Annotated in this window: 21 protein-coding genes and 1 pseudogene; 2 read left to right on the top strand and 20 right to left on the bottom strand. The window is 65.5% G+C overall.

The annotated features are described in order from the left end of the window. Nucleotides 1–56 precede the first annotated feature (56 nt). From HMPREF2792_RS06245 to HMPREF2792_RS06195, 11 genes and pseudogenes are all read right to left on the bottom strand, one after another. Entirely contained in the window at nucleotides 57–1,916 is a 1,860-nt protein-coding gene (locus HMPREF2792_RS06245) for a FadD32-like long-chain-fatty-acid--AMP ligase (RefSeq protein WP_070531888.1), read from the bottom strand. A 138-nt stretch (nucleotides 1,917–2,054) separates the two neighbouring features. Continuing rightward, complete coding sequence (locus tag HMPREF2792_RS06240; RefSeq protein ID WP_070531885.1) at nucleotides 2,055–2,993, bottom strand: cutinase family protein; 939 nt, start codon at nucleotides 2,991–2,993, stop codon at nucleotides 2,055–2,057. A 54-nt stretch (nucleotides 2,994–3,047) separates the two neighbouring features. Then, a complete protein-coding gene (locus HMPREF2792_RS06235) occupies nucleotides 3,048–3,572 on the bottom strand; it encodes a DUF732 domain-containing protein (protein ID WP_070531881.1) in 525 nt (174 codons plus the stop codon). Between the two features lie 10 nt (nucleotides 3,573–3,582). Beyond that, on the bottom strand, nucleotides 3,583–5,496 hold the full coding sequence (locus HMPREF2792_RS06230; protein ID WP_369815760.1) for an alpha/beta hydrolase-fold protein: 1,914 nt from the start codon (nucleotides 5,494–5,496) through the stop codon (nucleotides 3,583–3,585). Nucleotides 5,497–5,798: 302 nt separating this feature from the next. Next, the gene (locus HMPREF2792_RS06225; protein ID WP_070531877.1) at nucleotides 5,799–6,830 is read right to left on the bottom strand and encodes an alpha/beta hydrolase; all 1,032 of its coding nucleotides are present in this window, start codon (nucleotides 6,828–6,830) and stop codon (nucleotides 5,799–5,801) included. Between the two features lie 144 nt (nucleotides 6,831–6,974). Next, nucleotides 6,975–8,741, bottom strand: a complete 1,767-nt coding sequence (locus tag HMPREF2792_RS06220; RefSeq protein WP_070531874.1) for an arabinofuranosyltransferase AftB family protein — start codon at nucleotides 8,739–8,741, stop codon at nucleotides 6,975–6,977. Nucleotides 8,742–8,789: 48 nt separating this feature from the next. Continuing rightward, the gene (locus tag HMPREF2792_RS06215) at nucleotides 8,790–9,797 is read right to left on the bottom strand and encodes a decaprenyl-phosphate phosphoribosyltransferase (RefSeq protein ID WP_070523811.1); all 1,008 of its coding nucleotides are present in this window, start codon (nucleotides 9,795–9,797) and stop codon (nucleotides 8,790–8,792) included. Then, nucleotides 9,794–10,321, bottom strand: coding sequence for a phosphatase PAP2 family protein (locus tag HMPREF2792_RS06210; protein ID WP_070517733.1), 528 nt, complete (start codon nucleotides 10,319–10,321; stop codon nucleotides 9,794–9,796). Before HMPREF2792_RS06210 ends, HMPREF2792_RS06215 begins: the two co-directional genes overlap by 4 nt. Further along, nucleotides 10,311–12,272 (bottom strand): glycosyltransferase, encoded by a 1,962-nt coding sequence (locus HMPREF2792_RS06205; RefSeq protein ID WP_070531869.1) that lies wholly within the window; start codon nucleotides 12,270–12,272, stop codon nucleotides 10,311–10,313. The genes HMPREF2792_RS06210 and HMPREF2792_RS06205 overlap by 11 nt, the downstream gene beginning before the upstream one ends. Nucleotides 12,273–12,366: 94 nt before the next feature. Further along, nucleotides 12,367–12,522, bottom strand: a pseudogene (locus tag HMPREF2792_RS06200) (protein tyrosine phosphatase); the annotation flags it as partial. A 209-nt stretch (nucleotides 12,523–12,731) separates the two neighbouring features. Beyond that, nucleotides 12,732–13,220, bottom strand: a complete 489-nt coding sequence (locus HMPREF2792_RS06195; protein ID WP_070531860.1) for a hypothetical protein — start codon at nucleotides 13,218–13,220, stop codon at nucleotides 12,732–12,734. A 458-nt stretch (nucleotides 13,221–13,678) separates the two neighbouring features. Here HMPREF2792_RS06195 and HMPREF2792_RS12990 point away from each other — a divergent pair, with 458 nt between their 5' ends. Both HMPREF2792_RS12990 and HMPREF2792_RS12985 read left to right on the top strand, forming a co-directional pair. Continuing rightward, nucleotides 13,679–13,849 carry a hypothetical protein gene (locus HMPREF2792_RS12990; RefSeq protein ID WP_154762578.1) on the top strand — a complete coding sequence of 57 codons (171 nt, stop codon included), beginning with the start codon at nucleotides 13,679–13,681 and terminating at the stop codon, nucleotides 13,847–13,849. A gap of 9 nt (nucleotides 13,850–13,858) precedes the next feature. Further along, nucleotides 13,859–14,026, top strand: a complete 168-nt coding sequence (locus HMPREF2792_RS12985; RefSeq protein WP_154762579.1) for a hypothetical protein — start codon at nucleotides 13,859–13,861, stop codon at nucleotides 14,024–14,026. 17 nt (nucleotides 14,027–14,043) lie between these two features. Here the strand turns inward: HMPREF2792_RS12985 and HMPREF2792_RS06190 are convergent, their stop codons facing one another. The 9 genes from HMPREF2792_RS06190 to HMPREF2792_RS06150 all read right to left on the bottom strand — a co-directional run bounded on the left by HMPREF2792_RS06190 (nucleotide 14,044) and on the right by HMPREF2792_RS06150 (nucleotide 24,380). After that, the gene (locus HMPREF2792_RS06190) at nucleotides 14,044–15,777 is read right to left on the bottom strand and encodes an ABC transporter ATP-binding protein (protein WP_070531855.1); all 1,734 of its coding nucleotides are present in this window, start codon (nucleotides 15,775–15,777) and stop codon (nucleotides 14,044–14,046) included. Beyond that, the gene (locus tag HMPREF2792_RS06185) at nucleotides 15,774–17,552 is read right to left on the bottom strand and encodes an ABC transporter ATP-binding protein (protein WP_070531852.1); all 1,779 of its coding nucleotides are present in this window, start codon (nucleotides 17,550–17,552) and stop codon (nucleotides 15,774–15,776) included. The genes HMPREF2792_RS06190 and HMPREF2792_RS06185 overlap by 4 nt, the downstream gene beginning before the upstream one ends. Then, on the bottom strand, nucleotides 17,549–18,232 hold the full coding sequence (locus HMPREF2792_RS06180; protein ID WP_070523823.1) for a class I SAM-dependent methyltransferase: 684 nt from the start codon (nucleotides 18,230–18,232) through the stop codon (nucleotides 17,549–17,551). The genes HMPREF2792_RS06185 and HMPREF2792_RS06180 overlap by 4 nt, the downstream gene beginning before the upstream one ends. 73 nt (nucleotides 18,233–18,305) lie before the next feature. After that, entirely contained in the window at nucleotides 18,306–19,043 is a 738-nt protein-coding gene (locus tag HMPREF2792_RS06175; protein WP_070523826.1) for an ABC transporter permease, read from the bottom strand. Next, nucleotides 19,040–19,792, bottom strand: coding sequence for an ABC transporter permease (locus HMPREF2792_RS06170; RefSeq protein WP_070517740.1), 753 nt, complete (start codon nucleotides 19,790–19,792; stop codon nucleotides 19,040–19,042). Before HMPREF2792_RS06170 ends, HMPREF2792_RS06175 begins: the two co-directional genes overlap by 4 nt. Further along, entirely contained in the window at nucleotides 19,789–20,832 is a 1,044-nt protein-coding gene (locus HMPREF2792_RS06165; RefSeq protein WP_070531848.1) for an ABC transporter ATP-binding protein, read from the bottom strand. The genes HMPREF2792_RS06170 and HMPREF2792_RS06165 overlap by 4 nt, the downstream gene beginning before the upstream one ends. Continuing rightward, nucleotides 20,829–21,356 (bottom strand): hypothetical protein, encoded by a 528-nt coding sequence (locus HMPREF2792_RS13275; protein ID WP_232748479.1) that lies wholly within the window; start codon nucleotides 21,354–21,356, stop codon nucleotides 20,829–20,831. The genes HMPREF2792_RS06165 and HMPREF2792_RS13275 overlap by 4 nt, the downstream gene beginning before the upstream one ends. Nucleotides 21,357–21,522: 166 nt before the next feature. After that, nucleotides 21,523–23,769 (bottom strand): ATP-binding cassette domain-containing protein, encoded by a 2,247-nt coding sequence (locus HMPREF2792_RS06155; RefSeq protein WP_232748477.1) that lies wholly within the window; start codon nucleotides 23,767–23,769, stop codon nucleotides 21,523–21,525. Between the two features lie 107 nt (nucleotides 23,770–23,876). Then, nucleotides 23,877–24,380 (bottom strand): ECF transporter S component, encoded by a 504-nt coding sequence (locus HMPREF2792_RS06150; protein ID WP_230307979.1) that lies wholly within the window; start codon nucleotides 24,378–24,380, stop codon nucleotides 23,877–23,879. Nucleotides 24,381–24,804 lie beyond the last annotated feature (424 nt).

Genomic DNA, 24,804 nt, shown 5'->3' with positions numbered 1-24,804 from the left:
AGCAGCAACCCCCGCCCCGCAGTAGCGCGGGAACGGGGGTTTAAGCGGCGTGGGCTTTAGGAAGCGAGGTAGATCTTCTTGGCCACGCGGCGGGCAATCTTGCCCGAGGAGGTGCGCTTGATCTCGTTTGCGTTAAACCACTGGATGACCGCCGGGGTCACGCCGTGGTTCGCGGAGACCGCGGAGCGGATGGCTTCGGACGCGGCGGCGTCATCGGCCGGGTTGGCGCCATCGGCGCGCTCGATGAGCAAGACGAGCTCCTCGGTGCTGCCGCCCTCCACGGAGAAGGCCGCGATGGAGTCCGCACGCACGTGGCCCGAGGCCTCCTGCACAGTGCCCTCGATGTCCTGCGGGTAGTGGTTGCGGCCTGCGACCACGATGAGGTCCTTGAGGCGACCGGTGATGTAGAGCTGGTTATCCACGATTGCCGCGAGGTCACCGGTGGCCAACCAGTTATTGTCCTCCGGGGCATTCGGCACGCGGGTGCTCTCCGCCAAGCGCTCCCCCAGCGTGTTGTGGAAGGTCGAGGCGGTTTCCTCCGCGCGGTCCAGGTAGCCGGCGGCTCGGTTCTCGCCGTGTAGCCAGATTTCGCCCACGCGGCCATCCGGCAGCTCGGTCTTGGTCTCCGGGTCCACGATGGTCAGGTGCTGGGCCACGACGCTCTGGCCACAGGAGGCATAGGCCACGGAGTCCGCGGACTTCTCCACGATGACCGCCTCACCCTCAGCCAAGCGGTCGCGGTCGAAGTGGGAAATGACCGGGCGCTCCGGAGTCTGCGGCGTGGTGACAATCAACGAAGCCTCCGCCATGCCATAGGACGGGCGCAGGGCATCGCGGCGCAGGCCAAACTCTTCCTTGCCGAAGGTCTCCCAGAAGGAATTCACCGCAGACTCGGTCACCGGCTCCGAGCCGATCACGATGCCATCGACGTTGCTGAAGTCCAGCTTCTCCCCCTCGGCCGGGGCGCCGTAGCGCGCGGCGAGCTCGAGGGCGAAATTCGGAACCACGGCATAGGTACCTTGCAGCTGCTCATCGATGGGCTGGCGCTTGAGCTGATCAATCCAGCGCTTGGGCTGCTGCACGAAGTCACGCGGCGTCATGATTTCCAGGTTGAGGCCCAGAATCGTCACGAAGACCGCCAGGATGATGCCCATATCGTGGTGCATCGGCAGCCAGGACACCACGCGCGCTGGCAGCTTGATCTGCACCGCGGTGAAGATCTGCAGAACGTTGGTCATGATGTTGCGGTTAGTCAGCAGCACGCCCGCAGGTGTCCGGGTGGAGCCGGAGGTGTACTGCAGGAAGGCCGGGTGGTCCACCGGCGCGGTCTGCAGCGCGGCCAGGGCCGCCTTGCCTTCCTCCGTCTCCAGCGGGTTCACCCAGCTCTGCGCCAGGGAATCCGGCAGGGAGTCGATGGAGATGATGCGCGGGCGCTCGGCCGCCGGGCGGTCCGAGAAGTATGCACGGTTCGCGGCGGCCGAGATGTTATTGGTCAGAACGATCGACGGGTTTGCGTCACCAAAGACTGCCCGCAGGTGGTCGGTGTGGCCGGGCTCGTTCGGATCATAGAGCGGGATCGGGGTCATGCCCGCGTACATCGCGCCAAGGAAGCCGAAGATGTACTCGGGGGAGTTACCCGCGAGGATCGCCACGCGGTCCCCCATCTTGCCTACCTGTTGCAGGCGCGCAGCCACTGCCTTGATGCGGGTATTGACCTGGGATCGGGTGACATCGCGCGGCGTTCCCTCCGGGTTATCGCTATAGACCCATTGGCGCATGACCGGGCGGTCCGGGATACCCGCCTGTTGCTCCGCGGCATAGACGTGTTCAGCAAGGCCCGCCAACGTGAGGTGGGGCGGCAGGGCGATGTTGCCCTTCTCGTCGAAGAACTGGCCGATCAAGGCTTTCAAGTCCATGTGGGAAAGCTCCTTCGTAGGGTAGAGCGGGGCACATACCCCTGCTTCACGTACTTTTGACATTAAAAATATCAGAAGGACTACGCCGACCGTTACATGGCGCGCGGTGCGGTGGCGTACGGAGGCCGTCGCCAAGCGCTATTGTGCGTCGATGGTGTCCTTGGCCCACTGCGTCACCCATTGGTTGGCCGTGGTGCCTTCGATGGTGTCCGGATTAGAGGCATACAGTGCGTGGACGCCGTTGGCGTCGATAAGATCGCGGGCGCGCTCGAGGCCGTTGCTGACGTCCAGTGGTGCATCACAGATGGAGTCATTCGGCGCGCAGATTTGGAAGGTGCGGTCCGCCAGCGCCCCGAAACCGTTGGCGCGCTCACCGCGCATCGTGGCACCCGGGACGATGCCCTGAATCAACGTTGAGACCGGCTGCAGGGCAATCTCCGCGCCCACGCCGCCGACGTGCGCGCCCGGGTTAATGCCCACGCCGTCCTGGCGCCGCCCGTCCGCGATGAGTGCGACACCCACCACGCTCTCTGCGGGCACGGGCCCGTTGCCGCCGCCGATTCGGTCCGCCACATCACCCGCGATGACCGCGCCCTGCGAAAAGCCGCTCAGGATGAACTTCGTGTTCGGGCAGGTCTCGTACATGTAGGTCAGCTCGCCCTCCAGGCGCGAGGTGCCCTCGTTGCGGGAATCGTCGTAGCTCATCTCGTGCTGCGCGTTAATGTTCTTGAACTGCGCGGTGTACGGCAGCGTCCACACCTTAACGTCCTCGGGAACGTAGGCCTCCTTCAGCGGATTCGTAATCGACAGCATGAAGGAGTTCGGGTTCGCCCCCGGGTTGATCGGATCATCGTCCGCGGCGGATTCCCACGTTCCCGGCGCGGAGATGAACTCCACGCGCGGGCACCAATCCGGTTGCTCGGGGGTTGCGTTTTCTTCGCCCTCCCCCTGGGAGGGGGCGGGCTCCGCAAGGTTTCCTTGCTCTCCTTCCTCACGGGTGTTGAGGAAGTGGACCGCTCCCCCGCCAATCACGGCGAGGAGAACAACGACGGCAAGGACGGTAAGTGTTTTACGCATGAAGAAATTTCTACCTCGAGAAGGCACGGGATTGTCTGGAAAATCCCTGCCACGTTACTGAGCGCAGAGCTTGCGGCCCTGCTCGGTGATGAGCCGGACTAGTTCCTCGTGGCTAAGCTCGGTGCGGCCCTGCTCGATGAGCTGTCCGGCCACTGCCGGTGCGGTGACGGCATCGCCCTGGCAGGAGGCCTGCGCGGCACCCACCACTTGGTCTTCCACGCCGTCGACGTTGACGCCGGCCTTCGCCACCGCAGCCAGGAAGTCCTGGTCTGGGCCTTGCGCGGGAGCGGGGGCGGGGATCTCGGAGATCTCGCGTGCGCCGCGGTCTTCCGGCTCCCCGTCCTGTTCCTCTTCGGTGCGCGACGCCGACGAAGAGCTTTCCGACGCCCCACTAGCTGACGCCGAGCTTGCCGCCGCCCCACCGCTCGCCGCGGAGGAACGCTCCAACGGCGCCACGGAGGTGTCGGTGGCCTCGCCCTCCTCGACGGTGGCGGAACCGCAACCGCTCAACAGGGCACCGGCGGCGAGCAGCGTCGCTGCACCGGCTGCCGCGGCGGGACGCGCGGAGAAAAGACGCATGGCGATTCTCCTACTTCTTATCCGCCTGGACCTGGCCCATGACCTCACGGATGACGCCATGCTGGAAGGACTGGGTCAGCCCACCGGCCGGAATGGAGGTGTAGTCCTCCGTCGGCCAGCCAAACTCGCCCTGCTCCCAGCCGTGCTTGCCCCACTCGTCGAAGATCTTGCCCTTGAGGATGTAGTGCGCGCCGGAGTCCATGGACCAGTAGATGTTGCCGTGCTCGAATTCCTGGAAGAAGCCGCCGTTGACGGCCTTTTCCTCACCAACCGGGAAGCCCAGCTCGGACTCAGCAGCCTTCAGCTCCTTGTACTTCGCGCCGATGGCGCCGTGCACGATGTGGAAGGAACCGTCCGGGTTGCGGGTCAGCACGCCGTCCTCGAAGTCCTGGACCTGGCCGTCGCCGACCTTGCGTGCCTCGGCAACCGGGTACTTGAGGTCGCCGCCCTCGAAGCCGTTCTTGCCCCATGCGTCGAAGAAGTCCTTCGGGATCGGCCAAGCGCCGGTCTCCGGGGTCCAGTAGATGGAGCCGTGCTCGAAGTGGACGTAGCGGCCGCGGCCGTCGGGGGTCTTTTCCTCGCCGGTCGTCGGGAAGCCCAGCCAGGAGGTCGGTCCACCGAGCTCGGAGTAGCGAGCGCCGATGCGGCCGATCACGGCGTGTGCGCCGGTCTCCGGGGACCAGTAGGCGGTACCGGCCTGGAAGTCCTGGGCCTTGCCGCGCTCGGCGACGTCATACTCGTTGTTCACGCAGTTACCGATGATGCCGGACTTGGTGGCCTCCGCAATGGCCCCGACCGGAGTGCAGTCCGCGCCGCGGTCGCTCTTGTCCAGGCCAAGGGAATCAGCGATGTAGGGCCATGCCTCGGTCATCTCAAACTGCCAGTATTCCCAGCTGTGAACGCCGGTCGGACGGAACTTAACCACTGGTTCGACGCCAGCGCGCTTAGCGTAATCAACGAAGGTCTGGGTGGACATGCGGGAGATGGCCTCCAGGCCCACGCCGGCCATGTTGGCCTGGCCCTTGGCCACCGAGCCGATCTGGCCGTAGTCATCCTTGCCGTTACCGGCGGAGACATAGACCTTCATGTCCTTGAGGTTCTCGATGCCCAGCTTCGGATCGTGGTCGATCCAATCCTGGGAGTACAGGTCACCCCACATGTTGGTAGAGGTGAATCCGCCGGCATCGGCCTGCGCGGCGGTAATGGCCTCCGGCATGCCGGTGGTGGTGGTATCGAGGTAACCCGAGAAGGAGCCAACGTACTTGAAGGCCCAGGGGTTGCGCTCAGCAAGGTTGACAGCGGCGGTACCGCCCATGGAGATGCCGGTGACGGCGCGCTTGCCGTTGGAGCGGTAGCCCTTCTCCAGGATCGGGATGAGTTCCTTCATCAGGAAGGTCTCCCACATGTAGTGCCTGCCGTTGTCTTCCTTCTGCCAGTCGGAGTAGAAGGAGGACTCGCCGCCCACCGGCATGATGAGGTTGACGTTGCGGTCGGCGTACTGGGACAAGATGTTGGTCTCGATGGTCCAGCCGGACTCGTCGTCGCGGGCGCGCAGGCCATCAAGAGCCCAGACCTCCGGGAAGGTCTTGTCCGGGTTGGAGTACCAGTCACGCGCGAGCTGGATCTGCACGACCTGTTCCTTGTCCGGCATGGCGGCGGACTTGATGTAGACCTTGAGGTGGCGGTTGGTCAGATACTCAACGCGGGACACGGACACGCCCTCCGGCAAGCCCTCGATCTTCGGGTATTCGGTCTCCACCGGAGTGCGCTGCGGCGGATTGGACGGGGCGAAGGAATCGGAGAGGTTGGAGCTGCCCAGAAGATCAGTAATTCCGTCGCTGGAAGAGCCGGAAGACTGCGCGTTTGCAATAGGCAGCAACGCAAAGCCCACGGCCACGGCGGTGGGCAGTGCAGCGATGGTCAGGCCCTTGCGGGCTGCGGACGGGGAACGCAGGCCGGAAACCTTGGTGGACCGGCGGGGCTGAGTTGACGCAGTGTTCGGCATTGAAGAGTCCTTGTTAGGGGTAAATCGAGATGAGGGCACGCGCTACCGCGAGCGGGCTCCGCAGGTTCCCCTCCTGCGGAACTCGCCACCGTACGCGTAGTGAGCGGTCTAATGTGTTCTCAAGTTTAAGTTTAACTTGAGACTTTGGGAAGGGGGACACGCCCACCATGTCTATGAAAAAGCCGCCGTGCTCAAGAGCACGGCGGCCACGCAGGAGATGATTACCAAGCGTTCATTACGTTAAGCACCTGCGGCTTGGAGCGTTCGAGTTGGTATCCGAACTGCTCCCAGTTGTGCAGGCCCTGCGCCGGGTAATTCGTCTGCAGGCGAACGCCCATTGCGCGGGCCTTCAGCTCCCACAGGCGGGTGGTGCCGTTGGCAAAGCCTTCCAAGGCCACGCCGGCCGCGATGTGCTCCGGACGGTAGCGCTGCTGATCCAGCGGCCCTGGGATGCCGGACGCGGCGGAGACATAAACATCCGTTCCGTTCGCAGCCAGTTCCGGAATCAGATTGAAGGGGTCATTGCTGAAGCGCTTCGGGTTGATGATGGACCCGTACATGGCGTTGATGTTGAAGCCGCCAGCGTCGAGAAGCGCCAGGCGCATAAAGGTCTGAGCGCCCGGCAAGGTCGTGGTGAGGTAGCCGGAGTAGGACAGCGCCTGGCGGAACTGCTCCGGGTGCTTGCCAGCGAGGGTGATGGCAGCGGTAGCGCCCATGGACAGGCCGGCAACTGAGTTGTTGTTGCGGGCCACTCCGAAGTTGCCCTCCAGGTAGGCCGGCAGTTCCTGGGTCAGGAAGGTTTCCCACTGGTAGTTGACCGGCTTGACCAAGTCATAGGTGGCCGGGCCGTTCCAGTCCGCGTAGAAGGACGCTGCGCCACCCACCGGCATCACCAGGGTGATGTTGTGGTCTACATAGGTGCGCGCGGCGTTGACGTCATTGATCCAGGCATTGGTGGAATCGGTAGCGCGCAGGCCATCGAGCAGGTACAGACCTGCGTTGCCGCCGTTCTTAGCCGGCTGGATCTGCACTGGGATGTTGCGGCCCATTGCCTGGGACCACACGTCGCAGCGCTGTACCCAGTAGCCGACGCGGTCCCACTCGCAGGCACCGGTGGCGTCGCCACGCAGCCAGTCCCGGTTGGCGGCGGATGCTTCTTGCGTACCCGCGGTCACTACCAGACCCAAAGCCACAGCGATGACTGCCACCACTGAGAGGACCCGAGTCCGCAGGCCAGAGCTTAGTGAACTCATGTTTCTCCTTAACGTTTTTACTGCCACTACTACATCGCCAACACGCCAGCGATAGTTACAGATCAATAACAAGAATCTTGTTTAGCGTAACGCACCCTGGCAATTTTCGCCTACCCATGGGGGTGCTCCCCAGCTCACACCAAGCTAATGGACAGGATAATCGCTCGGGTCAGACGGCAACATGAGCGTGCGCCCCGAGGTCAGCGAGAAAGCTAGATTCGCGCGGAAGCGCTCCCACGTCAGGGGCGCGCTATAGGAAGCGATGAGTTCCTGCACTTCTGGGCTGTCCAGCGCGGCGCGCGCCTGGCGGGTCTTGTCCTTGTCATACCACGGCGGGAGATACTCGATGTCCGCGCCCGTGAGTGCTGCTTGCCATTCCAGCTCGAGGGATTTGTCGTGGCCCACGCGCCCGCCTTCCTCGCGGGGCATGCGCGCGGCCATCGGCGTGGCCAGACCGATCGTGTCAAGAACCCGGACATTGAGCGGCGCGTTCATCGACGTCATGCCCAAGTTCACCAAGTACACCGTCGGTGGCTCGTTCATTCCCGGCTCGCGCGGAACGGTGAGCCAGTTGAGCAGGTCCTTTTCTTTATCCTCCACATAGATGGTGGCCAGGGCATCTCCGCCAACGAGTTTCTCGCCGGCTTCTTCGTAGCCGCGCATGAACTTCATCCCCAGGTAATCCCGCGCCGAGCGCGGCGGGTGGCCCGCCTCGCGGTGGGTGGCATAGGTCCAGAAATCACGCTCATCCACGATGGACAGCGGCTTTTCATAGGCATCCCAATCCGTCGGATGCCCGCGCAGCACGATGATGAATGCCCACACCGCGCAGAAGGCCACCGCGAGCGAAGACACAAGACCCTTGAGCGGCAGCACGAAAACGGGGAGAAGGGCGGCGAAGAGCGGCAGCAGCAGCATACGTCCGTGCATGAAGTCACCGCCGACGCGCAGCACGTACAGCACGTGCACCGCCGCCGCCCCGACCATCAGGTAGGTCACGGTCGTGGCGCTGCGCAGCGCTGCCGGGCGCAGCTGGGCGCGGAAGGTCCACAACGCCGCACCCGCCAGCACGAGAACGGGCAGGTACAGGGCATAAGGCCCCACGAAATCCTTCAGGTAGTTCAGGCCGCTGCCCCACGCGCTTGACGACGCCGACTTGGCCACCGCCGTGTGCGGAGTCACCAGGCCGTAGTAGCCCATGCGGAAGAATTGGTAGCCCGCGGGGATGGGAAGGGCCGCGCCGAGGATGCCCAGCCACGCCTTCCACTTACGGTGTGCCGCCAAGAGCAGCAGGCCGGCCAGTCCGCCGTAGAGCGCGAACTCCGGGCGCACGAGCCAGGACAGCCCGGCCCACAGCGCTAGCCAGTAGGCGCTGGCGCTATCGCGGGACTGCACCCAGTGCTGCAGCAGCGCCCACAGGGCCGCGAGGTAGAAGATGGACAGGCCCCATTCGAGCCCGGAGGTGAAGAAGTCACGGGCCGGGGGCAGCGCGAGGTAGACCAGCGCACCCGCGGGAGCCACCAGCGCACCCGCGGGAGCCACCAGCGGTGCGGCAAACTGGCCCGAGCGGAAGAAGGCGCGTGCCGTGGCCCACGCCCCTAGCACCATCGCCGCAACCGCCAGCACGAGGCCCAGGTTGACGGCGATGGATTCCAGCGGGGCGTTCGTTACCCACCGCACGAGGAGGATCAGGTATTGCCACAGCGTCGAGGTATTCGCCTCGACGCGCTCGCCCGCGTTGAAGACGGGCCCGTTTCCCTCCTCGAGGTTGCGCACAGTGCGCAGGACAATCAGGCCGTCGTCGGAGATCCAGCGGCGGGCGAATCCACCCCAAAACGAGAAAACTCCGATCACGATGACCGAGGCCAGCGCGCTGAGCGCGGCCGCGGTACGTGTATCGGATTTTCGCATGAGGAGAGAGTTTAGCACTTGCCTTGCCCTGTTCCCGATCGCCGCTGGCTAGCCCACCATTACCGGCATGATGTAGACCGCCATGGCGATGCATGCCAGCCACACCAGGGCCAGAATCTGGAGGACGCGGTCCTCCAAGGCGATCTCGTCCGGTGCACCGCCATTGCCGCGGTCCACATCGGCGGCATAGCGCAGGATGGCGATGGTGAACGGCACCATGGAGATTTGGTACCACACGCTGGCCGGGCCATCAGACTCATTGGAGAGCTGGAAGCCCCACAGGGAGTAGGACATGACCACGGCAGTAGCCGCCAGCGTCCAGACGAAGCGCAGGTAGGTGGGCGTGTAGCCCTCCAGGGATTTGCGGATCTTGGCGCCCGTGCGCTGGGCTAAAAGGATCTCCGAGTAGCGCTTACCCGAGGCCATGAACAAGGAGCCGAACGCGGCCACCAGCAGGAACCACTGGGAAAGCTCGATGCCCGCGGCCACGCCGCCGGCCATGGTCCGCAGCATGAAACCGGAGGATACCAGGGCGATGTCGATCACCGGCATGTGCTTCCACCCGAAGCAGTAGCCCAACTGCAGGCCAATGTAAATGGCCATGACGATGGCGAGCTGCAGGCCCGCCGTGGCCAGGAAGGACAGGCCAATCGAGCCGATGATAAGCACGGCCGCCATGACATAGGCCAGGCCCACCGGAAGCACGCCCGCCGCGATCGGGCGGAAGCGCTTCGTTGGGTGCGCACGGTCAGCCTCCACATCGCGGGCATCGTTGATGAGGTAAATGGAGGACGCGCCCATGCAGAAGACGATGAAGGCAAGGAGGACGTCGAGAAGCACGCGCGAATGGAACAGCGAGTCCGCACCCGCGGCCGCAGGGGCGGCCAAGACCAGGACGTTCTTGACCCACTGCTTGGGGCGCAGGGCCTTGACCATGCCGTCGGCGAGGTTCTTCGGGGGCTTGCGCTTGCGGCCGGTATCGATGCCGGAGGTGTGCGGCTCAGAGTGGAAGACTCTCTGCTCACCGTCGTCGACGCGGTTTGGTCGTTCGCTCATGCGGTCTTCCTTTCATAGCGGTGACATGCTTCCGCGGTGGCGGCTCCCAGCAGGGCGCCGAACGCCGTATCGGATGGGTAATGTACCCCGAGCACCATACGCGAGGCCATCATGACCGGCACACCAACGAGCGGTGCCGGGGTTCCCAGAACGTGCGCGGCGCCCACGAGGAACGCGGTTGTCGACGTCGCGTGGGAGGACGGAAAGGACAGCTTAGACGGGGTTTTCACGCCCACCTTGACGTAGTCATAGTCCGGGCGCTTGCGGCGCACAATGCGCTTGATCACAACGCTGGCCGCGTGCGCCGTGAAAGCGCCCACGCCAACAGCTACCCACTGGCGGCGGCGCGCCGGCTTCTGGTAATTCACGGCGGCACCCAGACCAGAGAGAGCCAGCCAACCCAGGGCGTGCTCGCCGAAGTGGCTTAAGCCCCGCGCGGTGGGCAGAACGCCGGGAGCCTCGAAGGCCACGTCCTGAATCTTCTCGAGGACGTGGGATTCGGCGACAGAAAGCTTATTGGGCATCGAAGACCTTTCGCCAGGACTCGCGGGAGGTCAGCTCCGGCAGGGCCGCGCGGTACTCGGCGCGCAGGTCATCGAAGTTCTCCTCGATTTCCTTGAGCAGCTCGCGGGTGGATTTCACCAGCTCGAGGGCTAGCTCGCGGTCGCGCTTGCGGAAGGCCACGCCGGTGCCGCCCGCGGTGGAGACGGTGGCGGAATCCACGCGGGAGAGCGTGAACCAGCGGGCCTCCTCCGGGGTGAGGTTGAGCTGCGGTGCCTCGTGGTGCGCCGGGTCTTCCTTGCTGACCAGGTGCTTAGCGGACTTGATGAGCCACGGAATCTTCTTAATCTTGCCCAGGCGGCCGCCGATGTTGCGGGTGGGCACGCCCGGCGCGCCGGTGGGCGCGGGCAGCTGATCCGCCGAATCGATAATGACGGCGTCCGGGAATTCCTTGCGAATCGCCGCGATGCGCGGCAGCGAGGACTCCAGGATGTCGAAGAGCTGTTCCGGTCCGGCGAGGAAGTCCTTCATGGCCTCCAGCTGGATGGCCATGGTGGAGTACTCCATGCACATGGTGTGCTTGAGGGTGGACTTGAAGATGGACTTGGTGATCCCGCGCGCATCGCCCTCGTGGTAGAGGGCCGCCACGATGAGGCGGTTACGCAGGTGGAAGTAGGCCTGCCAGTCGATGGCATCGTCCTTATCCGCCCAGGCCATGTGCCAGATGGCCGCACCCGGCCAGGTCACCGTGGGGAAACCGTGGGCGGCGGCGCGCAGGGAGTACTCGGTGTCATCCCACTTGATGAACAGCGGCAGCGGCTGCCCGATGCTTTCGGCGACCACGCGCGGGAAGAGGCACATCCACCAGCCGTTGTATTCCACGTCGACGCGGCGGTGCAGCGCGCGGGAGTCGTACTTCTTCGGGTCGAGGTGGGACTGCGCGTCACCGATAGCTCGCAGCGGATACTTGGCAAAGTCGTGGTCGTATACGGCGTGCTCGGCCGCGCCCCACATGAAGTCGGCGCGGTTCACGCGCTCGCCAGTGGTGCGCAGCTGGGAGCGCTCCTGCAGGTTCAGCATCTGCCCGCCCACGATGAAGGGCTTGGCGGCATAACGCGCTGCCTGGACTGCGCGGAGGATGGAATCCGGCTCAATGGCGATGTCATCATCCATGTAGAGAATGTAGGGCGAGTCAGTGTTCTCCAGCGCCTCGAACATGATGCGGGAATACCCACCCGAGCCGCCCAGGTTTCCCTGGCGGAACTCGCGGAAGCGCTCACCGAAGTGCGCCACCGCGTCGTCGTAGCCCGGCTCGTCCGCCGGGTGCTGGTTGCCCTGATCCGGCATAAGGACGTAGTCGATGATGCCGTCCACCACCGGGTCCTCTGCCAGCGCCTGCAGCGCCGCGACGGCATCGGTGGGGCGGTTGAAAGTCGGGATGCCCACGGCGACGCGCTTGTCCTGCGCCGGGTACTCACTGCCGTCCGGTAGGAGCTGCGGGTTCGGGGCGTGGGGGGCGCACCAGGAGGCGTCGGCAAGCACGGTGTCCTTGACGGCGGAGGCGTCGAACCACAGCAGGCCGCCGTCCTCGAAGTTCTTCAGGGGCAGCTCAAACTCGTGGTGGCCGGTGGTCACCACGTGGTTGGCCACGGCGATGCGCTGGCCATCCTGCTTGGAACGGTAGAGGGAAATGTTGGCCTCGCCCTCGACGTCCATCACCAGCACGATGGACTTCAGCTGAGACCAGCGGCGCCAGTAGGCGGCCGGGAAGGCGTTGAAGTAGGTCTCGAAGGAGGCTTCCTCGCCGGCCGGGATGGTCACGGAGGTGCGGCCGCTCCAGCTGAGGCGCTCGCGGTTTTGCTCGGACTCGATGAGGTAGAGCATGCGGACGTCGACCGGCTCGCCACGCTTGGGCAGCAGGATGCGCTGTACGGGTTCTAGCGTTTCGCGCGCAGCAGAATTGTTGGCAGTCACGATATCTTCGGTTCTCCACACAGATTTCGACAGTATTCAGAAACCAAGATTAGTGGTTAAGTACTGCTGCGCTGAGTTCCCACGCGGTGGAAAGCTAAGCCGTGACGGCGGCATCCTCCGAGATGGGCTCGATGCCCAGGCGGTTGAGCATGTAAAGCACGCGGGCGCCGAGGTCGTCACCCAGCTCGCGGGTCTCCTCTACGGTTTCTACCGTAGCGATATCCCAAATCTTGATGTCCTTGCCGACTTCGTGCGGCGCCAAAAGGAAATCGACCTCGATGGTCACGAACTCGTGGCCGCAATTGTCAGAGGCTCAAGAGGGTGTCGAATCGGAGGGAGATTGAGAAATTAGAACAATACTGACTAATTTTTCGCTAACTGACAACTATTAACTCTGTACAATAAGAAGGATACTCCTCATAGCAACACATGATCAGAGTGTCTTTCTTCCTATTTCAGTCAGCTCAAAGAGTCGACTTTAGCGAACCTCTTCCCAACTGCTCCCCAAGTGAGATAAACGCCGGTACAAACAAGAAATGCTGCAAAAAGAACGCCAGCAAGGGAAAACGAAACCTTCAGAGAAATCCCCGCCATCACATGCCCCAATGAGGAACCAAGGATAGCCAGATGCAATGTAGAACTCAGCACAGCGAAAACTACCGACAAGGCCATTGACAAAGTCAAGTAGCAAAAAGGCAAGCCGATGAACCGTGCGACATTGATCATCGGAGTTGCAACACCAATTCGCGCGAGCCGCTCAGTGGTGACTTTAATCTGGTCCACCCCCCGCGAAAAAAGAAAAACAGATAGCAATCCAACGAATAGCAAGGGAAGACCAAAGATGATAAGAAAATCCCAGTCTTGAATGCCCTGGCCAAACTGCTCTAATGCCAGCACCTCTGTCTGGAAACCGACAACACAATAGCGGGAATGCCAAGCACGTAGCACAACGGGAGAACTATCGCCTTTGTCGCTGAATGAAGCTCGGCCGAAAGAGCACCAACTATTGAAACACCCGCAGCAATCTTCGAAAAAGACGCCAATAACCTTTCAAGAGAGACAACTACAAAAAGCACTGTTCGACTGCCCACCCGCGGAGTTGACAACCTATATAGGAACATCCCCGACGAGGTGACGAGAATCCCCTCGTCGCTGTCGGACGGCGGTTTCCCGACCGGTGGCCCGGCCGCCGGCAAACCTCACCCGCGGCCGCCCGGGCCCTGTCCATGGCCAAGCCCGGTCTGGTGCCCCCGGCGCCAACGACTTCCGGTGCCGCCCCGGGACGGTGAATTGCCCGTCATCCTCATTCCCGGGACCGGGTCGTCGAACAGCTCATCGGTACCGGTGCCTCGAACCACGGGCCCCGGGCGCACAGCGCAGCCGATCGCTTTGACGTCCACCCCGAGATGCGCCACGGATACTCCCGAAACGCCGGCAAAACAAACGCGCTTGCCTGGGAACAGCAGATCTCCGGTTCCATGCTGCTGAATGAGCTGACCATCGGCGACATCACTCGACCGGGCGTGCGGTACACCTTCCTGGGCACGCGGCACGACAATGCCGTGCTCCCCCACTAAAACTCCTTCGTGCGGGAACCCGGCGTCACCAACATCACCGTCCAAGACGTGTGCCCCGCCCACCGCACCGAGCACTACGGCTTCAATTACGACCCTGTCGCCCAGGGCATCGTCGAGGACCCGCTGACCGGGACGGCGTGGCGGGACCACTGCACCGGTACCGGACCGGAGCGATAGTCCTCGACGGACGAGGATCAGGCACCCGGGGAGCCTCCCGTCCGGCACGTCCACGACTCGGCGTAGCGGCCGCCCTTCGCCAGCAATTCATCGTGCGTGCCCCGTTCTGCGACCGTCCCGTCCTCCGAAAGCACGACGATGAGGTCGGCATCGCGGACGGTGTGCAGGCGATGGGCGACGACGATCACGGTGTGATCGCCGCGCAACGCTTCCATCGTGCCGACAATCGCCTGCTCAGTGGCCGCATCCAGCGAGGACGTTGGCTCGTCGAAAAGCACCACCGGGGAATCCTTCAGAAGCGCCCGGGCGATGGCGACGCGCTGCCGCTCGCCTCCCGACAGCAGCGTCCCCTCCTCCCCCACCGGGTTATCCCACCCGGAAGGCAGCAGCTCCACGATGCGGTCCACCCCGGATCGCCGGGCGGCCTCGCGCAAGCGGTCTCCGTCGCCGGGCTTGGAACCGAATCCGGGGTCGGCGAAGACCACGTTGTCCCGCACGGACGCGTCGAAGAGGAACGTCTCCTGGAACACCGGGGTCACCAGCGAGTTCACGCCGTCGGTGCCGATCCGAGGCAAGGGCACCCCGCCAATGAGGATCTCCCCCGAGTCCGGATCATGAAACCGCGACAGCAGCCGCATGACCGTCGTCTTGCCCGCCCCCGAAGGTCCCACTATGGCGACCAGCGCTCCCTGAGGTGCACGGAAGCTGACGCCGTCGAGGACCTTCTTCTCCCCGTACCCGAAGCTCACGCCGCGGAACTCCACGTCATGCCCGTCGGGCAGCTCCGGTGCGGCCGGTTCGGGAAGGGCGGGGATCGCCCGCAGGTCACGCAGCGCAGCCAACGTGTTGCGGCCCGCGCCGAAACCGCCGGACAACGCTCCCGCCGTGGTGATCGGTCCGGTGAACTGGACGACCACAATGAGCATCGGCGCCAAATGCGCCGGTGACATCCCGCCCGTCGCGGCGACCGCCACGGCGACGACCACCGCCGCCGTGAACACCGCATGGACGACCGAGCCCAACCGTCCGATGGCCGCGCCTTGCGTCGACGTCGCCTTCGCGAACGCATCGTGTTGGGCCTGGATCGCCTCATCCACCATCGCGTCCGCCGCCGAACCGTCGCCCGCGGCGCGAATCACCTGCTGGCCGCGGGTGAACTCGATCAGCCTGCCGGAGACGGCAGCTACGGCGTCAGCATGCGCTTCGTCCGACTCCCCGCCAACCCGGCCAATGGCCCGGTAGGCGAAGAAGAGCACCGGCGCCGACGCGACGAGAACCAACCCGACGCGCCAATCCACCGCCAGAATTCCGAGAGCGATGACGGTCGGCGCAACCACAGCAGCGATGACGGGCCTCAGGATCACGTGCGGCACGGACGCCGCGAACGCCATGCCCGAAGACGCCATCTCCGAAAAGCGGCCGGCCGTGGACTTGGTGACGTACCCGAGTGGCAACGTCAGCACGCGTTCGCCCAGGGAACGCAGCAGGGACGACAGCACCGCTGCGGAATTCGCCCTGCCGACCGTCCCCGCGGCGAGGGACAGCACCGCATGGGCGGCCGCGAGGCCGGCGATGACGCCGGTGAAACGCCACGCCGTCGCATCATCTCCCACGGCCAGAGCCGACAGCAGCGGCAGCAGCGCGACGAACGCCGCACCCTGTGCCAGCGCGGCAAGCGCGGCCAACGCAATGAGCCACGCCAGCGTCATCTTCGAGCGCCGATCCGTCATCGACCACAAGTCCCGGATCATCGGTTCCCTGCCTTTTCATCGTCTGCTTCAGTGCCCCGCGGGGCGGATGGTTCGTCGTCGAGCGCGAACGCGCGCCACAGATCCCGGTAGCGGCCACCGCGCGCAAGCAACTCGTCGTGGGTGCCCGCCTCCGCGACCGCTCCCCCATCGAGAACGAGGATGCGGTCGGCGTTGCGGATCGTGCTCAATCTGTGCGCAATCACGATCACCGTCCGCGAACGAGCCAAACGCTCGATTGCGGACTGAATGAGGGCCTCGGAAGCCGGATCCGCGTAAGCGGTTGCCTCGTCGAAGATGAGCACCGGCGCGTCCGTGACAATCGACCTCGCGATGGCCACGCGCTGCGCCTCACCACCGGAAAAGGTCACGTCGACGTTGACCACCGAATCCAGGCCCTTCGGCAGCGCCGCGATGACCGTATCGAGGTTCGCGAGCTTCGCGGCCGCCATGATTTCGCCGTCGGTGGCGTCTCTCCTGGCCAGCCGGATGTTCTCCCGCAAGGGCAGCGTGAGCAACTGCGGATCCTGGAACACCACCGACACCGAACGGTGCACGTCGCGCACGGCGATGTCGCGAAGATCGTCGCCGCCCAGCAGCACCGAGCCTTCGACAGGGTCGTGGAAACGTGCCAACAGCCGGGCGACGGTGGACTTTCCGGAACCGGAGGACCCCACCAGCGCCGTGAGGGTCCCCGGTTCGAACGTCGCGGACATCCCGTCGAGGACCCGCGGCCCATCCCCGTAGGAGAAGACCAGGTTCCGAACCTCGAGCGCGCCCCCGCGCGCGGGCACCGGATCGGCGGGCTCGGCGATCGGCGGCGTGCTCAGCACCTTCGCAATGGACTTCAGAGCGGCGAGCCCCGCGATGATGGGTTCGGAGTTCATGGCCACCCGCACGATCGCCGCGGAGAGTCCAAGGCCGAGAACCAGCCCGGCGACGAGACCCTCGGGTTTGCCGCCCGCGGTGTCCCTCAAAGCGAGGCCGGCGCCGCACACCACTGCGAGGACCGTGATCGGGGACGTCACCACGTCGATGAGCCCGAGATAGATGTTCGACTGCCGGGACCAGGCGGACCACGCGCGGACGAACGACGACGCCGCGGCATCGTAGCGGCCCGCGCCCTGGTTGGCGCGTCCGAAGGACTTCATCACAGGGATGCCGCGCACCAACTCGATGACCGCAGCCGTCACTTTTTCAGAGGCTCGCTCGTAGTCGCGCTGAAGATCGGCTCCGCGCGAAATCATCATGCCCATCAGGGCGAAGGTGACCAGCACTGGGACGACCGCCACCGCCGCGATCCGCCAATCGACCGCGACGAGCGCGATGAGGGAAAGCAGGGGAACCAGCACCGCCACCACGGTCTCGCCGACGGTGTGGCCCATGAGCTGGTGGACGGCCGCGACGTCCTTCTCAACCGACCCGATGATCCCCGACGAGCGCCGGGCGTCCAGCCAGCCCAGCGGCAGCTTCCGGATATGGGCAACCAACCGGCGCCGGAGGTGGAGCTGCAGGTCGTTATCCGCCCGGTGCGAGAGCATGCCGGCGGCGCCGTCTGCAGCCATTCGCACCGTCGCGGCGACGACGATGACAGCCACGGCCAACCACGTCCGATGCACCGGGGCCTCCGGGTACGTCATCGCGATGTCGATGATGCCGACCAGCGAAGCGACGGTAGCCACCGACGACAGGACGGACAACGCGACCACCGCACGCATCCGGGTCCGGATCGGGGCGAGCAGCGACCACGGGCCGACGGTCCCGTCCACGGCGCTCACTTCCCCGCCTCCCCGATCACGCTTTTCTTCGCGAGAGTGCAGAAATACACCATGCCGGCGCGTGAGGCTCCGTCCAGCTTCAGCCCGTTGGCTTCGGCGAGGTCCTCGAGCTCGCTGCCCCGGAACACCCGGTGGCCCATCTTCGCCATGACGGCCATGTCGACCCGCTCGTTCACGTCGGGATCCTCGACGAACGTCTGCACGTAAGCGATGCCGCCGTCGGCGAGCAGCCCGGAGACCCTGCCGAGCGCGGCTCCCGCATCCTTCATTTGGTGGAGCGCGCCGCACACCCAGATTTCACAGGCCCCGCCGGGCTCTCCCGCGAGCGGCGTGAGGATGTCGGCAACGTGGAATTCCGTCCGGGCCCCGAGCCCGTCGGCGGCGGCGCGTTCGCGGGCGATGCGGATCGCATTGGGCGACAGGTCGTAGCCGACGATGTTCGCCCTGCGATAGCGAGACTCAGCGGCGAGCGTGCGGGCGAGCCACCCGGTTCCGCAACCGAGGTCGAGGACCCGGGCCGGCGCATCCGGCCCGGGATCCAGCGCACGGAGCTTCCGGTACACGGCGGCGGCGTCCATCGGTTCGCGCGCATAGCGGCTTAGGAACCTCGGCTCGACCTTGTCCTCGTAGGCCGCGAGGAGCCTGCGGTTGTTCTGGACGATCTGGGCGATCGACTTCATCTGGTTCTGTCTCCGGGTGTGTGGGCCGCGTCCACGCGGCGGTTTCGGGTTAGATGCTCGGATTCGCGGGCCGTCATGCAGACTCCCCCGGCCTCGTTTTCACGGCGATGCCCCACGCCGCGAGCACGGCGATACCAAAGAACCAGGCCGCGCAGACCACCAGACCCGCAGCCCCGGTGCCGTTGACGGCCTCGCCGGCCGCGGATACGGGGGTGTGCCCGGCGATTCCGCGCAGGAGGGGACGGAAGTGGTCGGCGGGCATGAGCACCGTGTTGACGAACATCGCAACGATGATTAACGGGATGAGGGCCACGGAGCCCTGGGGGCTGGTGATGGAGAACGCGATGTACGTGCCGGTGCATGCGGCCGCCGCGGCAACCATCGCGCCGGTCACCGCGATCCTCCACCACCAGGACGCCTCAGGGGGGCTGTCGGAAAGCAAGGCGGCCACCGCCGCGACGACGACCGACATCGCCATGATCCGGATGAACTCAGCGATGATCCGTGCGACCGGCACGGCCGCGTACGGCGCCGGCATGGTGATCAACCGCTCGTGGAGGCCATTGCTGCGTTCAACGAACACAGTGGACGATCCCGTGATGGCCAAGATGAACGCCCACGTCGTCACGACCAGGATGACCGCGTTCGGGAGTTCGAACTCTCCGGTGAGCTGCCTGACCAGGCTACCGAACATGCGGTTGACGATGAACAGGTACACGAGCGGAGCAATGAACGTCATGAACCAGAAGTCGGGGCGCCGCAGCCAAATGTGGGCAATGCGCCGCAGATGCACGAAGATGGGGCCGATCATGATTCGCTCCTCGAGGTGAACCGGCGGATGAACAAGACGATTCCGGCGACCGCCGCGACACCGAGCCACAGGGCTGCCTCTTCCCCGGCACTATCCGGGAAGGCATCCGGGGACGCCGCCCTGATCACCTCGATGATCGGCGAAAACGGCATGTGACGTACGACGTCGCGCAGGGAGCCGTCCAAAGCGGTCGCCGGAATGAACGCGGTGGAGAACATGAGCAGCAGCATTTCCAGCGCCTGGATCGATGAGGCTGTCGACACCGGGGCGGGCACCATCAGGATCACCCCGTCCGTGACCAGGGACAGGACCGCGGCGGCGAGCAGTGACCACAGGACTGTCCACGCGACGTCACCGAGAGCCATGTCGAGGCCGCAGGACCACGCGACGACCAGCAGCGCCGCGATCGACGCGGACATCCGCAGCACATCGGTGGCGAGCCTGCCGGCGACATAGCCGCCTGTGGCCCCGGGCAGCACGCGCACGCGGTCAACGAGCCCGGATTCGACGTCCTGTCCCACCGCCATCGCCGACGCCGCGGCGGTGAACATCGCCGCCTGGAACAGGCAGCCGCCGAGCACGAAACGCAGGTACCCGAAGCCGGATTGCCCTGCCGAGTACCCAAACACCGCGTACAGGCACAGCAGGAAGAGGGGAGGAACGACGAACATGGAGATCAGCGACGCGGTGTTGCGTCGCAACAGCAGCAGATCCCGACGGAGGAACGCCGCGACCGACGTCGCACTCATCGCGCCGCACCCCCTGCGTTCATCGATATGAATACCTCGTTGAGGGTGGGTGGCGACACGCTCAGCGAATCCGGCAACGCTTCCGAGGCCTCCATCGCCTGCGCCACCGCCTCGAGGACCTGCGGTCCGGGGTCGACGTCGAGGGACACCGACTTCCCCGCGACGCGGACGCCGTCCAGGCACGTTCGTCCGAGGCAGCGGGCGAACGCCTCCGCCTCGGCGGTGGTGGCAAAGGACACGCGGAGCACGTGCGACCCGAAGTCGCGGCGCAATTCCTCCGGCGTTCCGCTGGCGACGATGCGGCGGTCCTTGAGCAGATGGACGTGGTCTGCCAGCGCCTCCGCCTCTTCCAGGTACTGGGTGGTCAGCACCAGGGTCATTCCGTCGTCCCGCAGTTGCCGGATGAAGCCCCACAGCTCTTCGCGGCTGACCGGGTCCAGCCCCGTCGTGGGTTCGTCGAGGAACAGCAGCCTGGGCACGACGCACAGCGACGCGGCGATGTCGAGACGGCGCCGCATGCCACCCGAATAGGCCGACGCCAACGTCGAAGCACTGTCTGCGAGCGAGAATTGCGCGAGCAGTTCCGTCGCGCGGGCGGCCGCGTCGGCGCGGTCGAGTCCGCGCAGCCGCCCGAAGAACTCCAGGTTCTCCCGGCCGGTGAGGTTCTCGTCGATCGCCGCGAATTGGCCGGTGGTGGCAATGTCGGCGCGCACGCCCGCCGGATCCTCTTTCACATCGCGCGAGAAGATGCTCACCTCGCCGGAGTCTGCGGTAATGAGCGTCGACAGGATTCGGATGAGGGTGGTCTTGCCTGCGCCGTTGTGGCCGAGGAACGACACGATCGACCCGGCGGGCACGGTGAAACTCACGCCGTCGAGCACATGCTTGCGCATCCGGGCGCCGCGCTTTCCCTTGCGCCCGCCGTCCGGCGGAGCACCTGCCCCGCCTTCGGGCGCGGTGCCGGCTTTGCCCGCAATCGGGTAGCTCTTCGTGAGGTCGCGGACGACGATCGCCGCACCCCGTTCAGCTTGATCTGTCATCGTTTCTCCTTTTCTTTGGTGTCGCAGTGGGCCGCTGCCGGCAGTGGCCCCGTGGTCGGGTTGTCATGCGGCGTTTCGATATGGATGCCCGCATCGCGGGCGAAGGCGAGGACCGGTTCGAGGAGCCGGGGGTGGCCGACGAGATCCCGGCACCCCGGCGCGACCGGCTTCCCCGCGACCGACGCAACGGTGGCGGCAGCAATCGCCGCGGTCATTTTGTAGGAACCTGGGCCGGTCGCCCGGACTACGGTCGTCTCGGCCGCCGGCCCCGCATCGCCCGCGCCGGCGTAGACGCAGCCCCAGAACGCCCGGATGAGCCCGCGGTTCTCCGAAACTTGGAAGATCACGCGATCGCCGGGGCCGATGCCGGCTTCGGCCAACCGAGTCGCAGCCGCCACCGCCTCCGCATGGACCCGGCCGTACGGGACGAGGACGTCCCGCCGACTCTCGACGAAGGTGATCCCCTTCTTCGTCTCATCGGCCTTGTCCCGAAGCACGTCGCTGATGGTCCGGATCGTGTTCACTGGTACCTCTTTCGGTTGTCGGCGCCATGCCGGTGCCGGGCGGACCGGGCCCGCATGGCGCGACCCGGAGGATGTGTCTGAAGGGTTGAAGCAACTGGGTGGGGCGCGTCTCCGTACAGGCTCGGAAACGCTCGCGGGCTCGGGGCCCGCCGGTTCCGGGTGCCCGTCAAGTCACTGCGGACACCAGGGCGGCAACGAAGGCCGCGGCGGACGCTGCGGCCGCGAAACCGTCACGCACTCGCCAGGGGTGATCGGTGCGGAAGGTACGCCGCGGATGGCGGCCGAAGTTGCGCATCGCCAGGGTCAGGGACAGCTTTTCGGCGCCGCGCACGGCGCTGACGAACAAGGGGAAGGCGATGCGCGCGGGCGTCGTCGCGCGAATGAAACCGGAGCGGGAAAACTGCCCTGGTTGCATCGAGCGCAATCTAATCGCCCATGTCAGCTGGGGGATTTCGCTGCGCAGGAACGCCGCGATGCTCACCCCGGAAATCGCTATGGTGCACCATGTGTAGGGCACCCGGAGGCGTTGCACCATGGCGTCGAAGAGCTCCTCGACGCGCATGCACGCGGAGACCAGGACCGTCCCCGCGAACACGGCCGTCAGCAGCAGTCCGTGATGGATGCCGTGGCGGACGGCCTCCGCCGTATCCCCACCTCCGTAGAACTCGGAGCGCCACCCGAGCAGGCCGAAGAACACCCCGATCAACAGGACGAGGAGGACCTTCCCCGCCGTCGCCCGAACGTCGCGTTCCGCGATCGCAGCGAGTGCGAGGAACGCGACCCCCGTCAGAGCGAGAACGGCGTCTCCGCCGGAGAGCAGCCCGGCGACGAGGACGAGCATCACCGCCCCGACAATCGTGATGGCGTTCAACCCTGCGCGCCTTCGAGAGGCGGATTCACTGGTCCAGGGGCTTTCATTCCCGGACGTCCCTGCGCCGGCCGCGGGCAGTGCGCGATCCCGCCGGGACGACTCCGGGGAAGCCGGCACGTCGGCTGCGGGACCGGACCAGGCGACCTTCCCTTCGGCGACGATGCTCGCCCGATCCGCCCACGTTCGCGCAGCACGGCGGTCGTGGCACGTGAACACAACGGTTCCGCCGGCCCCTGCGTATTCCGCTAGGGCATCCAGTACGATGCGCGAGCTCGGCGAATCCAGATGCGCCAACGGCTCGTCGAGAAGCAGCAAACGGCGATTGGCCGCCACCGCCAGGAAGATGCCCAACCGTCTTTTCTGTCCGCCCGACAGGACGAACGGCGAGACGGGGTCAAGTGCCCGGGGGCACAAGGCTTCCCGCAGTTTCCACAGCTCATCGGCGCCGAGTGGTCCGTGCGGGTCCGTGCCGGCCAGCGCGGAGTCGATTTCCGCGGCGACGGTCGCGCGGGTGAACTGGTGCTCGGGGTTCTGGAACGCCAACGACGCGAAGGCGTCGGGGACGCGCCGGGCGGACGCGCCGTCAATCCGGAGGTCCGCTCCCGCCTTCATCTGGCCCGACAGCACCGCCAGCAAGGTGGACTTACCGACTCCGTTGGCACCGACTAGGGCATGAATCTCGCCCCGTTCCAGTGTCAGATCGGCCCCGTTCAGGATCCGCTCCCTGCCCCGGGCCACATGGGCTCCGGTCAAGGCCAGCAGTGGAACGGCGTCCGCCTCCGATTCCGGATCGGCGCCATCCCCGGCTCCCCGGGGCCTTCGCCGCCGGTCCGGACTGAGACGGTCCGGTGCCCCCGTGCCCGGCGTACTGGCGTCCGGCGCTCCGGCGGTCGCGGCCGACGTCGCAATGCCCTTCACCGCGATACCCTCCGGCGCTCCGTGCGCGGCGACGCTCCCGTCCGCATCGAGGATTGTCACCGTGTCGACCCACCCGTCGAACGGACGGAGGTCGTGCTCGATGAGCAGGATGACGCGCCCCGGGGCCCGCAAATCACGGATGGCGGCGAACAGCGCCCGCCGACCGTCCTCGTCGACGTGGGCGGCGGGCTCGTCGAAGATCATGACCTCCGGCGCCCTGGCCACCGCACCAGCGATGGCCATCCGCTGGCGTTGCCCGCCCGACAAAGCCCACGGATCCTTCTCCGCGAGCTCTGACAGCCCGAGCTCCGATAGAGCCTCGGCTGATCGCTTGGCGACGATACCGGCTTCCACGAGGGAAAACTCGAGGGCCATGGCCACGTCATCGACGACTCGGAGCGTGAGCACCTGCGTCGCCGGGTCTTGCCCGACGAAGGTGACCCGGTCCCCGTCCACGGGTCGTTCGGTGCCGTCGGCATCGACGATGTGCACGAATCCGGCATGGTCGATGGGGATGTGCGAGGGAATCAGTCCAGCGATGAGGTGGGCCAGGCTTGTCTTTCCGCATCCCACGGGTCCCGTGATGGCGTTGATCGTGCCGAAATCGAAGGAGAGATCCACCATGTCGGGTGCCCATCGCCCATCGGCGTGCCGCACGCCCGCGCCCCTAACCCGTAACCGGGCCGGGGCCGTCCCGCGTGTCGCACCGGCGCACGCGGGTGCTCCGCCGGTCACCGGGTGACCCCGCGGCTGCGAAGCCCCTTTGCGACGGCAAAGCCCAGGACCAAAAACACCAAGCTCGAGGCCAAGGCTACGGCGAAGCTGATCAGGGTCATGGGCGTGGTCGGCGAGTCGACGCCAACTGCGCGCGGGGCCATCGTTCCCATCAGCGCGGAGAACAACATCGCCGACGCCACGAACTGGGTACGCGTCCACCGCCGGTACAGGGTGACCATGAATGGAAGCTCGATGAGCAATCCTTCCATGATCAGCGCCCCGATCGCGGCGACGCCGAACGGGGTGGTCGCCGCGGACACGACGCCCATGGCAAGGCACGCAATGAGGCTCGCGCCAGGCTTGCGGACGACGATGAGGGGAACGACGCACTGCAGGAACCACAACCCGAGCGTCGCCGCGACGAGATAAACGTGGGCGATGCCGGCGAACACCTGCAGGTAGGTCAGGGGCACGACGACGAGAGACCCCGCGACGCCGATCGCGGCGGCGACGAGCATATCGCGGGTGGATGGTCGGCCACCCGCTGCGACCGGTGCGACGTGTACCAACCGCCCGTCGTCCGTCTGCGACGCCACCGCGTCGCCGTCGCCCGTCCCGTCCGGGCCCGCGTCCCCGACTCCCCCTCCGGAGAGGGGTTCTCTGGTCGATCCACGTTTTCTGTTCATCGTCGCCGCCTCGCTTCCGTTGCCGATTCCCGATCGGAACATAACTTGAAACAGTATTAGGTTAGGCAATCCTTATCAACTTATGCCAGACTCGAATTATTGACTTTGCCCCCGCTTCCCCCCATTACGTTGTTAGCAGTTCCACCTCAGGGCACCGAAGATTCATAGCCTGTCCACCCGATTGGGCTGGTTATGTTTATTTCCGGTCCCTCCGTCTGAAAGGACAGTGGAACTAGTCGCTGGCTTCGGTATGGCT

Source organism: Corynebacterium sp. HMSC068H04 (assembly GCF_001811255.1).
GTDB classification, from domain to species: domain Bacteria; phylum Actinomycetota; class Actinomycetes; order Mycobacteriales; family Mycobacteriaceae; genus Corynebacterium; species Corynebacterium hesseae.
The sequence above is the reverse complement of the archived record's forward strand: the minus strand, read 5'-3'. Positions and strand labels throughout refer to the sequence as shown.